Annotated in this window: 11 protein-coding genes and 1 tRNA gene; 4 read left to right on the top strand and 8 right to left on the bottom strand. The window is 39.2% G+C overall.

Translation table 11 applies throughout. The features are described 5' to 3' along the window. Window positions 1–2: 2 nt before the first annotated feature. Entirely contained in the window at window positions 3–770 is a 768-nt protein-coding gene (locus VCM39_RS18245) for a ParA family protein (protein ID WP_002559290.1), read from the bottom strand. 387 nt (window positions 771–1,157) lie between these two features. On the opposite strand from VCM39_RS18245, the gene surE reads away from it, so the two are divergent. From surE to VCM39_RS18230, 3 genes are all read left to right on the top strand, one after another. Beyond that, the gene (surE, locus tag VCM39_RS18240; protein ID WP_221650387.1) at window positions 1,158–1,925 is read left to right on the top strand and encodes a 5'/3'-nucleotidase SurE; all 768 of its coding nucleotides are present in this window, start codon (window positions 1,158–1,160) and stop codon (window positions 1,923–1,925) included. Beyond that, complete coding sequence (lpxB, locus tag VCM39_RS18235; protein WP_322932832.1) at window positions 1,925–3,061, top strand: lipid-A-disaccharide synthase; 1,137 nt, start codon at window positions 1,925–1,927, stop codon at window positions 3,059–3,061. The genes surE and lpxB overlap by 1 nt, the downstream gene beginning before the upstream one ends. 91 nt (window positions 3,062–3,152) lie before the next feature. Next, window positions 3,153–3,896 (top strand): NigD-like protein, encoded by a 744-nt coding sequence (locus tag VCM39_RS18230; RefSeq protein ID WP_221650389.1) that lies wholly within the window; start codon window positions 3,153–3,155, stop codon window positions 3,894–3,896. 76 nt (window positions 3,897–3,972) lie between these two features. Here the strand turns inward: VCM39_RS18230 and VCM39_RS18225 are convergent, their stop codons facing one another. Genes VCM39_RS18225 through rsfS form a run of 3 tightly spaced genes read right to left on the bottom strand, consistent with a single transcriptional unit; the run spans window position 3,973 to window position 7,224 of the window. Next, complete coding sequence (locus tag VCM39_RS18225; protein ID WP_322932831.1) at window positions 3,973–4,812, bottom strand: phosphatidate cytidylyltransferase; 840 nt, start codon at window positions 4,810–4,812, stop codon at window positions 3,973–3,975. Between the two features lie 12 nt (window positions 4,813–4,824). Further along, window positions 4,825–6,855 (bottom strand): ATP-dependent zinc metalloprotease FtsH, encoded by a 2,031-nt coding sequence (gene ftsH / locus VCM39_RS18220; RefSeq protein ID WP_221650391.1) that lies wholly within the window; start codon window positions 6,853–6,855, stop codon window positions 4,825–4,827. Window positions 6,856–6,864: 9 nt separating this feature from the next. Beyond that, window positions 6,865–7,224 (bottom strand): ribosome silencing factor, encoded by a 360-nt coding sequence (rsfS, locus tag VCM39_RS18215; protein WP_221650392.1) that lies wholly within the window; start codon window positions 7,222–7,224, stop codon window positions 6,865–6,867. 307 nt (window positions 7,225–7,531) lie between these two features. Between rsfS and VCM39_RS18210 the strand changes: the two genes are divergently transcribed. Next, window positions 7,532–7,602: transfer RNA gene (locus VCM39_RS18210), tRNA-Gln, on the top strand. 136 nt (window positions 7,603–7,738) lie between these two features. Here VCM39_RS18210 and VCM39_RS18205 read toward each other — a convergent pair. The 4 genes from VCM39_RS18205 to rsmA all read right to left on the bottom strand — a co-directional run bounded on the left by VCM39_RS18205 (window position 7,739) and on the right by rsmA (window position 13,564). Then, on the bottom strand, window positions 7,739–9,592 hold the full coding sequence (locus VCM39_RS18205; protein WP_221650393.1) for a DUF349 domain-containing protein: 1,854 nt from the start codon (window positions 9,590–9,592) through the stop codon (window positions 7,739–7,741). 121 nt (window positions 9,593–9,713) lie between these two features. Next, complete coding sequence (gene mgtE / locus VCM39_RS18200) at window positions 9,714–11,054, bottom strand: magnesium transporter (RefSeq protein ID WP_221650394.1); 1,341 nt, start codon at window positions 11,052–11,054, stop codon at window positions 9,714–9,716. Between the two features lie 19 nt (window positions 11,055–11,073). Continuing rightward, window positions 11,074–12,765 (bottom strand): phosphoethanolamine transferase, encoded by a 1,692-nt coding sequence (locus tag VCM39_RS18195; RefSeq protein WP_322932830.1) that lies wholly within the window; start codon window positions 12,763–12,765, stop codon window positions 11,074–11,076. Beyond that, the gene (gene rsmA, locus VCM39_RS18190; RefSeq protein ID WP_289291704.1) at window positions 12,746–13,564 is read right to left on the bottom strand and encodes a 16S rRNA (adenine(1518)-N(6)/adenine(1519)-N(6))-dimethyltransferase RsmA; all 819 of its coding nucleotides are present in this window, start codon (window positions 13,562–13,564) and stop codon (window positions 12,746–12,748) included. The genes VCM39_RS18195 and rsmA overlap by 20 nt, the downstream gene beginning before the upstream one ends. Between the last annotated feature and the right edge of the window lie 63 nt (window positions 13,565–13,627).

The raw sequence follows: 13,627 nt of genomic DNA, 5'->3' as shown, positions 1-13,627 counted from the left end.
GTTTATTTACTATTTCTGTTGATAATTTCTTGTGCTAATGCCATATGGTTTTTGGCTCCGGTTGATTCTGCATCATATAAGATGGTTGGTATACCGTAACTAGGGGCTTCACTTAGTTTGACATTACGCTGTATTACGGTCTTGAATACCAATTCCTGGAAATGGCGCTTTACCTCATCGTAAATCTGATTGGCCTGACGCAGGCGTGAGTCATACATTGTCAGTAAGAATCCTTCTATTTCCAGTGCAGGATTTAGTTTGGATTTTATAATTTTGATAGTATTCAATAATTTACTAATCCCCTCGAGAGCAAAGTATTCGGCCTGTACAGGGATGATTACAGAATCGGCAGCAGTTAGTGCGTTAATAGTGATGAGTCCCAATGAAGGCGAACAGTCTATTAATATATAATCATATTCTTCTTTCAAAGGGGTTAATACTTCTTTCAATATCTTTTCGCGGTTCTTCAGGTTTAGCATTTCTATTTCTGCTCCTACCAGATTGATATGTGAAGAGATGACTTTCAGTGATTCAATTTCTGTGTCATGGATAGCATCCTGTACATCAGCTCTATCTATAATACATTCATAGATTGTACACTCTGATTGCTTAATATCAACTCCCAGACCGGATGAAGCATTTGCCTGTGGGTCTGCGTCAACCACCAGTACTTTCTTTTCGAGTGTAGCAAGTGAGGCTGCGAGATTAATCGTAGTCGTTGTTTTACCTACACCGCCTTTTTGATTGGCCAAAGCAATTATTTTTCCCATATTATCTAATTTTATCGGCTGCGAAATAAGTGATAATAACTCAGAGCACCTACGAAAAAAGAGAAACTTTACTGATTCTGTTGATAAGTCATCTGTTTTGTTAATAACTGAACAATGAAATCTTTATGTATTCCTTTTCCTGGCCTGCAAATATACATATTTATATTAAATAACGGGCCCCTTTTTTACTCACTTGCAGAAGATTAAGATTTGTAAACGCCTGCAAATGATTATACCGGAAAGTAAATAATAACTCCTGTACCTTCTCTGAATGCGTATAACTAAATATCTGCAAAGTCTGGATGAAGGTTTAAAAAAGGGGAGAGTTGGTGATAAACGTTCTTTTTGCTACTTTTGTACTGAATTATAAAGACTAAGGAGATTATTATGGAAAATAAGCGGCCTTTGATACTCATCTCTAATGATGATGGTGTCATGGCAAAAGGTATAAGTGAACTTATAAAGTTTCTTCGTCCGTTAGGCGAAATTGTAGTTATGGCGCCCGATACTGCCCGTTCGGGTAGTGGATGTGCAATTACTGTGACGCAACCTGTACATTATCAGTTAGTTCGTAAAGAGGTAGGATTGACCGTATACAAATGTTCGGGTACACCGGCTGATTGTATTAAACTGGCCTGGAATACAGTACTTGAACGGAAACCCGATTTGGTGGTAGGAGGTGTTAATCATGGTGATAATTCGGCCACGAATGTTCATTATTCCGGTACGATGGGAATTGTTATTGAGGGGTGTCTGAATGGAATTCCTTCTATTGGCTTTTCTCTTTGTAGTCATGATCCCGGAGCCGATTTTGACTCTGCAGGTCCGTATATTCGTCAAATAGCCTCTCAAGTATTAGACAAGGGATTACCTTTATTAACTTGCCTTAATGTGAATTTTCCTGATACAAAGGAAATTAAGGGAATTAAGGTTTGTGAACAGGCTAAGGGGCGATGGACTAATGAATGGGAAGCTTGTCCCCGAAAAGGAGATAGCAATTACTTCTGGCTGATAGGAGAGTTTACAGATGATGAACCGGAGAATGAGAAAAATGATCATTGGGCACTTGCTAATGGTTATGTTGCCATCACTCCGACCAAAGTGGATGTGACGGATTATGAGTTTATGAATGAACTGAATAAATGGTTTGAATAATGAAATATTACCTCATTGTTGGCGAAGCTTCCGGTGATCTGCATGCCTCTCATCTGATGGCTGCATTGAAAGAAGAGGATCCGCAGGCCGATTTTCGTTTCTTTGGCGGTGACTTGATGGCTGCTGTTGGAGGAACGATGGTGAAGCATTATAAAGAGCTGGCTTATATGGGATTTATTCCTGTGTTGTTGCATCTGCGCACTATCTTTGCCAATATGAGGCGTTGTAAAGAAGATATAGTATCCTGGAATCCGGATGTTGTTATTTTAGTGGATTATCCCGGTTTTAATCTGAATATTGCAAAGTTTATTCACTCTCATACTCAAATACCTGTTTATTATTATATTTCGCCAAAAATATGGGCTTGGAAGGAATATCGGATAAAGAACATTAAACGTGATGTTGACGAGCTTTTTTCCATCCTTCCCTTTGAAGTTGAGTTTTTTGAAAAGAAGCACAATTATCCGATACACTATGTTGGTAATCCTACGGTAGATGAGGTGACTGCTTTTTGTGATTCCCATTCGGAGAATTTTGGAGATTTTATTCGTGACAATAATCTGGAGGATAAACCGGTTATTGCTCTTCTTGCCGGAAGTCGGAAGCAAGAGATAAAAGACAATCTTCCCGGTATGTTAAAAGCGGCTTCTGCTTTTCCTGGTTATCAGTTGGTGCTGGCGGGAGCTCCTTCTATTGCTCCTGAATATTATCAGCAATATGTAGGTGATGCACAGGTGAAGATTATTTTTAATCAGACTTACCGGCTTTTGCAACATTCTGATGTTGCACTTGTTACCTCTGGTACAGCAACATTGGAAACAGCGCTTTTCCGGATTCCTCAAGTGGTATGTTATTATTTGGCATGCGGCAAGTTTGTGTCCTTTTTGCGTAAGCATATTCTGAAAGTAAAGTTTATCTCTCTTGTTAATTTGATAGCCGATCGTGAAGTGGTAAAGGAACTCGTTGCTGATACAATGACGGTTGAGAATATGAAAATAGAGTTGGAACGACTTTTGTTTGATAAGGAGTATCGCCAGAAGATGTTGGATGAATATGAATTTATGGCTCAACGTCTTGGGCCAGCCGGAGCTCCCCGGCATGCTGCTCGTGAAATGATGAAATTGCTTAAAAAATAAACTATCTTTTGATAATAAATCTAAAGCCGGTGCAGTAAATGCCCGGCTTTTTTATTTATCTGATAGAAACAAAAAAGAAAGGAATACATATATGAAAAAGTTGAATTGTTTTTTCTTGGTGTTGTTGTTGGTATTAATTCCTGCTTTGCAATCATGTGATGAGAGTGATGGATATTCTATCGGACAACGTGGAGGGAGCTGGGCTACGGTCCGTGTCGTGAGTGGTGATACGTATTATTTAGAATCCGATAATTATGGGAGTCTTTGGCCGGCTGCAACAAGTGTTTATGGATTTAAACCGGTAGACGGTAAACGTATGCTTGTTGTTTTCAATCCTTTGTATGATAATTATGGGGAGTATGACATGGCTGTTAAAGTAGAGAATCTATTTCCTGTTACAACGAAGCAGGTGGAAGATTTAACAGCAGAAAATGAAGAAGAGATAGGTAACGATCCGGTCTCTATTCTTAAAGGTGATATCTGGATTGCTAATGGATATCTGAATCTTGTGTTCGAACAGAATAGGCCTGTCTATAGTCCGCACCTGGTTAGTCTGGTACGTAATACAATAGAGAAAGCAGAAGATGATGGATATATCCATTTAGAATATCGCTATAATACGCATAACGATCTATCTGGTTGGTTTGGTTATGAGCCCGTTTCATTTAATCTGAACTCTCTGGACTTTGAAGGAAAGAAGGGATTGAAGTTGAAGCTGAATTCATCCGTGAATGGTGAAGTTGAGTTGACGTTTAACGTGAAAGAAGCGATGTCTGTACCCAAAATAGCTCTGAACCTTGATTATAACACGCTGGAAGCAGGTAAGACAGAATAGTATTTACTTAGCTTTCAATTAAAACGGGCCTGTCTTTGCTGTTGGAGACAGGCCCGTTTCTATATATGAATCTTTTTTAAATCCATGTCAATGCATACAGATAAACTACTGCTGCAGGTATTGCCATCAAGGCGCTATCAAACCGGTCTAACATTCCACCATGTCCCGGAAGAATAGAACCGGAGTCTTTGATGTGAAGCTGACGTTTTAGTAATGACTCCGTAAGGTCGCCCCAAGTACCAAAAATTACTACTACCAATGCGAGTCCCGCCCATTCTGCTACGCTCATAATAGGGAAGAAATGAGCAAATACAAAAGATGAAGCTACTGATACAATGCCTCCTCCAATAGAACCTTCCCACGATTTTTTTGGGGAGATACGTTCGAAAAGACGATGCTTTCCTATTAATGAGCCTACACAATAAGCTCCTGTATCACTCAGCCAGATGAAGACGAAAATAGATAACGGCAATATCGGATTGTAGCTTACAGAGGAATCTTCCGGATTATTATGAAAAGCCAATGCACTCAATAAAGCGAAGGGCAATGCAATGTATAGTTGGCTCAGCATGGAGAAAGCCCAATTGAGCACAGGATTTTCCTTTTTCAGATACAGTTCGCTAATCATCATGTAGAGAAGCAAAAGTAAATAAGGAAGGAATATTTTAGAGTCTGATGCATCAATACAGAATCCCATAATAGCCAAAAATAGATAAGCTCCGCCCAGCATAGTAATGTTCTTATTGACACTGACACCTTCTATATGATTGATCAGACTACCAAATTCCCGTATCGTCAGAGCACTGATTACTATAAAAAGTGCTCCGAAACTGAATGGGTGATAGAGAATACATCCTACCAATATGGCTACAAATAGCACTCCAGTGATCGCTCTTTGTATAAAATTGCTTTTCAACGTATTTAGATTTTAATTTTGTAATTCGGTAGCCGATGCTTCTGCAGAGGCTTCAGCTTCCTTTTTTGCTTCTTTCTCTTCGTTTATTTTCTTTTCAAGAGCTTTCTCTGCATCTGCAGCGTCTTTACTTTCTTTAGCTGCCATGATTTCTTCAGAACGTGATGCCCATGGACGTTTACCAAAGATACGTTCCACATCCTCCGCAAAGATAACTTCTTTGTCTATCAACAATTGAGCCAGTTGATTGTGTCCGTCTTTATGTTCGGATAGAATCTGTTTAGCCCGTTCGTATTGTTCATTGACCATCTTTTTCACTTCCTCATCAATCAGTTCAGCTGTCTTTTCACTATAAGGACGATTGAAAGAATATTCATCATTGTTATAGTAACACAGATTAGGCAGTCTGTCACTCATGCCAAGATAAGCAATCATACCGTATGATTGTTTGGTGACACGTTCCAGGTCGTTCATTGCTCCGGTTGAGATTCTTCCAAGGAATAAATCTTCTGCAGCACGTCCACCCAAAGTGGCACACATTTCATCAAGCATTTGCTCTTTGGTGGTGATTTGACGTTCTTCCGGCAAATACCAGGCAGCGCCTAATGCACGACCACGCGGCACAATAGTTACCTTAATCAACGGATTGGCATATTCAAGTAGCCAGGAAATGGCAGCATGACCTGCTTCATGTAATGCAATGGAACGGCGTTCGGCTTCGGTAGTTATTTTTGTTTTCTTTTCTAAACCACCAATGATACGGTCTACTGCGTCCAGAAAATCTTGTTTACCGACAAATTTCTTTCCGTGGCGGGCTGCAATCAGGGCAGCTTCATTACATACATTAGCAATATCTGCTCCTGAGAATCCTGGTGTCTGACGAGCCAGTAAATCTACATCTACACTATCATCTATTTTAATAGGACGAAGGTGTACGCCAAATACTTCTTTGCGTTCATTTAAATCGGGCAGGTCTACATGGATTTGACGGTCGAAACGTCCGGCACGTAAAAGAGCTTTATCCAATACGTCTACACGGTTGGTAGCGGCAAGGATAATAACACCACTGTTAGAACCAAAACCGTCCATTTCTGTTAAGAGCTGATTCAATGTATTTTCACGTTCATCGTTTCCTCCCATTGCCGGGTTTTTACCACGGGCACGCCCTACTGCGTCAATTTCATCAATAAAGATGATACAAGGAGCTTTCTCTTTTGCCTGACGAAAGAGGTCGCGAACACGGGAAGCACCTACACCAACGAACATTTCAACAAAGTCTGAACCTGCCAGAGAGAAGAATGGCACATTAGCTTCGCCGGCCACTGCTTTGGCAAGCAGGGTTTTTCCTGTTCCCGGAGGACCAACCAGTAATGCACCTTTAGGTATTTTACCACCAAGGTCAGTATATTTCTGTGGTTGTTTCAAGAATTCTACAATCTCTTCCACTTCTTGTTTGGCTTCGGCAAGTCCTGCCACATCCTTAAATGTGATTTTAATGGCACCACCTTTTTCAAAAAGTTGTGCTTTGGATTTTCCTACATTGAATACTCCGCCGCTACCTCCGCTCGCTCCACCACTCATTCGGCGCATAAAGAATATCCAGAGTCCGATGAGGAAGATGATAGGCAAAAAGTTTATCAGGATAGAACCAAAAATGTTGTTCTTTTTATCATAGCTTATGGAACCATCAAAATGGCCTTCTTGTTTTTGAGCATCAATGAAATTACCAAGACTCTCACGTGTGGGAGCTTCAGTGGTAATCATAGGATTTTTGCCAACGCGGGTTGAATCTTGTTTAAATACCTTGCCTACGAACTGTGGCTTGATAAACACTTCAACCGAGCTGTCGTCATATCCTACTACTTTACTGACATAACCTTCACGAACGTATTGTTGGAATTCGTCGTAAGGAATCTGTTTGCTTATAGTCCCCCCTTGATTACTCCACCAAAGGCCCAGGAGCATCAGGGCTATAATCATATACATCCAGTTCAGGTTGAACTTGGGCATATTTACTTTATTGGGTTTCTTGTTGTTATCTTCCATATTGAAAAATTAGTCAATGTCGGGGATCGTTGTTAACTTGGCATCCGCCCAAAGATTTTCCAGATTGTAGAAATTTCTGGTTTCAGGCAGGAATACATGTACCAGCACATCTGAATAATCCATAGCTACCCATTCGGCATTTCGCAGGCCATCTATTGCAAATGGCTTGATGTCTGTACCTTTTCGGGTGAAATCTTTGATTGAATCAACGATGGCTGTTATTTGGCTAGGTGAGTTACCTTGACAAATTACTAAATATTTACATATTGTATCGCCAATATTTGTCAGGTCGGCTATAACGATGTTTTTACCTTTTTTTTCTTGAATTCCTTCTGTTATCTTTTCAATTAATATTTTCGTCTCGTTCATTTATCGGTTGAAATTTAATAATCAATGTTTTTACTTCTCTATGTATAACAAGGAAGCTCTTATCTTTGTTTCTTGCTATATTAACATGATATAGGTTACAAATATACGCTGAATTCTTGTATCAAAGAAAGTTATGTCGTAAAACTCTTCTTTTTTTGTGTTTTTTAGGGATGTATCCTTTAAAATAGGGAGAGCATCATTGATTTTTTGCAAAAAAAATATGTGAATTGTTTGAAGTTTCCAAATTCTTTGTATCTTTGCACCCGCAAACGAGAAACAATTAGGTTGACCGTTGAAAAATAAGTATTGGGCTATGGTGTAATGGTAACACTACAGATTCTGGTCCTGTCATTTCTGGTTCGAGTCCAGATAGCCCAACAAGAAAACGTGAAGTATCTTTGAGATGTTTCACGTTTTTTTTATAAGCTAAAACCTATATAAAAATAAAGGGAATGCAATCATTCATGTTTTTTGATGCATTCCCTTTATTTTTTATATTTTTACTGCTTTTTGTTTACTCTTCTTCTTTAATTGATTCATCAATTACTTTAATTTTCTGCAAAACCAATTCCAGATCAGCTTTCAACTTGTCTACTTTTCGATTGAGTTCCGTTAACAGGCTATTTCCCTTTTTAGAAGCAGATGTCAGGAAACCAAGATTGTTTTCATAAGTTTGGAGTTCGCTTTTCATATTTTCATATGCGCGAACCAGTTTTTCGCGTTCTCTGTATAGAGTTTGTGATCCTCCTCCTTGAATACTACTGATGTTGGATTTGAAATTACTCAATTTCTTGTTTGAAGCGCTTATATTAAAACGCTCGAACAGTTGATCAATCAAAGTATGGTATTGTTTGTACAGCTTATCTTTTTCCTTGAATGGCACGTGTCCTATGGCGTTCCAGTCTTTCATCAGTTCGCGAACCTGTTTGCCTGCTTCTTCCGTATCCATGGATTCGTCAATAGCGGTTAGCTGGTTGATAATGTCTTTCTTCTTCTCCATGTTCTCTATTTCGACAGAACGTTGTGAAGAAGTTGCTTTATTTTTCTGTTCAAAGAAATAGTCACAAGCAGAAATAAAACGTTTCCATACTACATCTGAGTATTTTTTTGAAACTGGTCCGATCGTTTTCCACTCTTTCTGCAATTTGGTCAATGCGTCGGCTGTTGCTTTCCAGTCGGTACTGTCTTTCAACGCTTCTGCTTTTTCACACAACGCTTTTTTCTTCTCCAGATTTTCGTTCATTCCTTCTTTCAATGCTTTGAAGAACTCTCCTTTTTTCTTGAAAAAGTCATCGCAGGCATGACGGAAGCGTTCGAATATTTTCACATTCATCTTTTGCGGTGCAAAACCGATTGTTTTCCATTTGTTTTGCAGAGCAATAACTTCCTGGGTTTTATTTTCCCAGGCTGAGAATGTTTTCAAATCGTCGTATGTGATAGCTTCTACGATTTCACAAATCACTGTTTTCTGATCCAGATTATGTTGTTCGGCTTCTTTTAAAGCTTCGAAGTGCTGTTGATGACGACGATTGACTACTGTAGATGCTGTTTTAAAGCGGTTCCATACCTCATCACGAAGTTCTTTTGCTACAGGACCTGTATCACGGAATTCCTGGTGTAACTTCTGTAATTGATGGAAAGCCGAAACAACATCTTCTTCGTTTGCGAGTTTCTCAGCTGCTTCGATAAGACGATTCTTTATCTCAAGATTTTTCTTGAAATCATATTCGCGGAATTCATTGTTAAGCTTCAGTATGTCATAGAATTTTTCTACATATAGCTGATAGTTCTTCCAGAGTTCGTTTACTTTAGCCTGGGGAACCAATTTGGTTTCATTCCACTGCTGTTGTAGCTTTTTGAATTCTGTATATGATTTGTTAGCGTCATCAGGCGATTCTACCAATTCTTTGAGCTCTTCTATGATTGAAAGCTTGATTTGCAGATTTTCTTCTTTCTGCTTTTCCATCTCGGCAATCTGGGCGCCTCTTTTTTCTTTGATAACAGCCATCACATTTTTGAACTCTTCTTCTATCGCATCACTTTGTGGTACGTAGTCTTCTTCTGAACCGCCATTTTCAACAAATAGCTTCCTGGCCGCTTCCTGTTCGGCATTATGTATCTTATAAAAAGATTGCTTTAAACTGTCCAATTCTTGCTTGTTGGCATTTTCTGCATCTTGAGCAAGTTCTTTCATCCGTGCAAGTACTTCCTCTTTTGTTACTAGCCGAGGAGCTGTTTCGGGTTGTTTTTCAGCATTTGTTTCTTCGGCTGGAGTTTCTGTTATAGTTTCAGAAACCTCAACTGTTTTCTTTTCTTCTTCTAACTCCCCTGGATTCAAAGGTTGGTTAGTGTCATGAGAGTCCATCATTGTATATTTGTTTTAGGAAATGGGGATTTAACTCCTTCTTTATTACATTAGGTCACAAATTAATGAAATAAAACGATTACTTCATACTTTTTTGCCTGATTTTTTTTTATTTATCTTTCATTTAGGACAATAAAACAGTAATTCCCATATAAAGCATCATGCCGATAATGTCATTTGTGATGGCTATAAACGGTCCTGTAGCAATGGCAGGGTCTATTTTAAGCTTTTCAAGTGTCATCGGGACTAAAGTACCAAAAATAGAAGCAAACATTACTACTGCAAATAAACTGATAGATACAGAATAGGTAACGGTTGCCATGGCGCCAAAGCGAATGAAATTATATGTATATACTAATAAAGAAATAATTGTTGCATTGATTAATGCTACTATTGCCTCTTTAGTAACTTGCTTAAAAGTGTTTTTAGTATCGAGAGAACTGTTAGCCAATCCCTGCACGATGAGTGCTGAAGATTGTGTTCCGACATTTCCTCCCGTACCTCCGATTAGTGGGATATAGAGAGCCATTTCAGGGTGGGCGGCAAAGGTTGCATCGAAGTTTCCTAATATCATGGAATTACCGATACCGCCCAACATACCAATAAGTAGCCAGGGAAGACGTGCGGTGGTTTGACGAAGAACGTTATCGTCTGTTTCTACGTCTTGTGAAAGTCCGGAAGCTAACTGATAGTCACGTTCTGATTGTTCACGTACTTCATCCATTACGTCGTCAACGGTGATCTGTCCGACGAGTCGTCCGATGCTATCTAATACCGGAATGGCTACAAGGTCATACTTTTCAATGATTTGGGCAACTTCGTCAATGGGTGTGTCTACATGTACAGAGATCGGATCTTTCTGCATCACGTGTTTCACTTTTGATACGGAAGGTGAAGTGATCATCTTCTTTAAAGGGAAAATACCACGTAGCCGCTCGTCATCGTCTATTACATATACGTAGTAGATTTCATCCAGTTCTTCTGCTTGCTGACGCATCTCTTTCAGGCACTCCGGCATACTCCAGTTTTCGTTAACGAGCACCATTTCAGTTCCCATCAAACCACCGGCTGTATCTTCGTCATACTTCAAAAGGTCGACGATATCGCCTGCCTGTTCTATGTCTTCAATATGTGAAAGAACTTCTTCTTGCTTTTCTTCATCAAGTTCTCGCATCAGGTCTACGGCATCGTCCGTATCCATGTAATCAACAAAACGTTTGGCGATTGTTTCTGAAGGTAGAATTTCGAGGAATTCTTTACGAACGTCCTCGTCCATTTCCACTAATACGTCGGCAGCGGTCTCGTTGTCGAGCAGCCGGTAGACAAAACGGGCCTCTTCCGGGTTGAGGTCATTACACAACTCGGCTATATCAGCCGGATGAAGGTTGATAAGAAATTCCTTAACCTTATTAGCATCTTTTTGCTCAATAAGTTGTTTGACGTTGTCTATGTATTCCTCGTTCATCTTAATTTATATCTGATATTTAATGAAGATATACTATTTTTCCATTGGGTGTTAATACTTCTCTGATACTGTCTCCCTGAAACTCTTCGGATGTAATGCTGAGATCGGACTTTTCATCCGGATAGGTGATATTACTAATCTTCAGCATTGTGTGAAATAAGTTATTGGAGCTGATTGGACTGTCTTTGTGACTGTTCAATATATCATATATTTCCGGAAACTGTTTTCTATAGCAATCAGAAAGCCATATGATAAAGGGCACGTGTACTTCATTCCGACTCGGATTTGGGCTACTATGCATCAATTCTTCGGTACCGTCATCATATAGATTTTCTGCATGATCTGAAATGTAACTGACAGCAGCTATACATGATTGTTGCTGTACCCTTTTTATGATTTCGGATAATATAAAATCAGTATACAGAACCGAGTTGTCGTATGAATTAGTGACAATTGTTTTTTTATCTTTATTAATCTCATTGTAACTAAAATCCTTAGGCATTGCCGGTTTGAACTTTGCAAAGTTTTCGGGATGTCGGTAGTTATATTTGAAATGATTGCCCAATGTATGAATTATAATAAATTGCTTTTGCTTATTACAAGCAAGTACTTTATCCAGTTGAGGCAATAATTTTTCATCATAATTGTTGTCGGCACCGTAGTCTACTAATTCAAAGTGATGGTAGTCTGAGTTATGAGCAATCCGAAGAACGTAGGGATCATTGAAAGATTGGTTGGCAATCCACGCTATAGAAAAACCACACTCTTTAAACGCTTCCGGAAGTGTTTTTTCCTGATATGCTATCTCCGGTGATTCCGGAGTAGCACGGCTTAGCAATAATGGAAGTGCTCTGACCGTAATATTGGCTGTAGAAAGTACATCTCCAAAGCTAACCAGATTCTCTGTATGCTCAAGTAGTGGAGTTGTTTTTCTTTCATAGCCATTTATAGAGAAATGGTCTGCACGGGCAGATTCTCCGATAACCAGAACATATATTTCTTTTTCATTGGGTGGAGTCAGACTTTGTACGTCAAATTTAAACGACTTTAATCTTTCATTCATGGCCTTGACCTCCGAGTTGTCTTTCAGATGCTTGGTATAAGATAGGAACAAGTTCACGGGAAAGATTTTATAATACTGGTGCACAACCCGGTACGAACTGACTACCAAACGTCCCGAAAAAGTGCTGCCGGAAGGGGATGACAGGAATGTATTTGCAAACAGAGTAACATTCCAGATGATGAAAAGGGGAATTAAAGCTATGCGAAACCATTTAGTTCCTAAGTAGCGGTTTGGAATTTTATATACTTGTATAAAGTAAATCCCCCATACTAACAGCATTATGATAATTTCTAATTTGAAAGAAGACAGAACTTCCATGCTCTCTTTGAAGTCTGTTTGAAGCATGGAGGTTATGAATGGGGACGAAACCGGCATTCCTAACAGTTTCAGATGCATTATCTCAATTGGTGCAAATAATAGGAAAATACCTTCAAAAAGGAAATAGATTTTGCTCTTCAAAAAAGAAAGAGGAAGCAATAATACAAGTGTATATAGAAGTAGATAGCCAATCCTGTCACTGAATTCTTTTTGTATATCGACAGACATGAACAGGCTGGACAGGCAAGGAAGGAATAGGATAAAAAATAAGATTCCTATTCTTCCTTTTTCCAGTGTATCTTTATTTATTTTATTCCATATTGTCAACATCGATCTTTGCCTTGTGACTCTTTAGAGCTTCTTCTACACTGTTAGTCAAGTCAATGAACTGCTGTACCGATAGTTGTTCCGGCCGTTTATTGAATAAAACATCTTCCGTCAGCGGACATTCTTTGCCTAATATTGGTTTAATAGAATTACGTAATGTTTTTCTACGTTGATTAAAAGTGGTTTTTACTACTTGTTTGAATAGTTTTTCGTCACATCCCAGTTCAACTGTTTCATTACGTGTCATACGTATTACGGCGCTTTTTACTTTTGGGGGCGGATTGAAGACATGTTCGCTGACCGTAAAGAGATATTCCACCCGATACCATGCTTGTATCAATACGCTGAGAATACCATAAGTCTTGCTTCCCGGCCCTGCTGCAATACGTTCGGCAACTTCTTTCTGAATCATACCGGTACAACAAGGTATCAGATCTTTATTTTCGAGCATCTTGAAAAAAATCTGACTGGATATGTTATAAGGATAATTTCCGGTTAACACGAACTGGTTGCCATTAAAGACACGTTGCAGATTCATTTTGAGAAAGTCGTCCTCAATAATACAGTCTTCCAGTGACGGATAAGCTTCGCGCAGATAGGCTACCGATTCATAATCTACCTCTACTACTTTCACCGGGCGTTCCTTTTTCACAAGAAACTGTGTGAGCACACCCATTCCCGGCCCAACTTCCAGAATAGGAAGTGTAGGAAACGTATCAACAGTGTCGGCAATATCCTGTGCCACTTTAAGGTCTTTCAGGAAGTGCTGTCCGAGAAACTTTTTAGGCTTTACTAATTTCATTTATCAACTAAATAGTTACTTTTGCAGTCGACAAAGGTAATTCTTTTACTTGAAGAATAAAGA

Origin of the sequence: Bacteroides mucinivorans, assembly GCF_034654355.2 — a bacterium.
Taxonomy (GTDB): Bacteria; Bacteroidota; Bacteroidia; order Bacteroidales; family Bacteroidaceae; genus Bacteroides; species Bacteroides nordii.
This window is presented reverse-complemented; position numbering and strand designations above follow the sequence as displayed.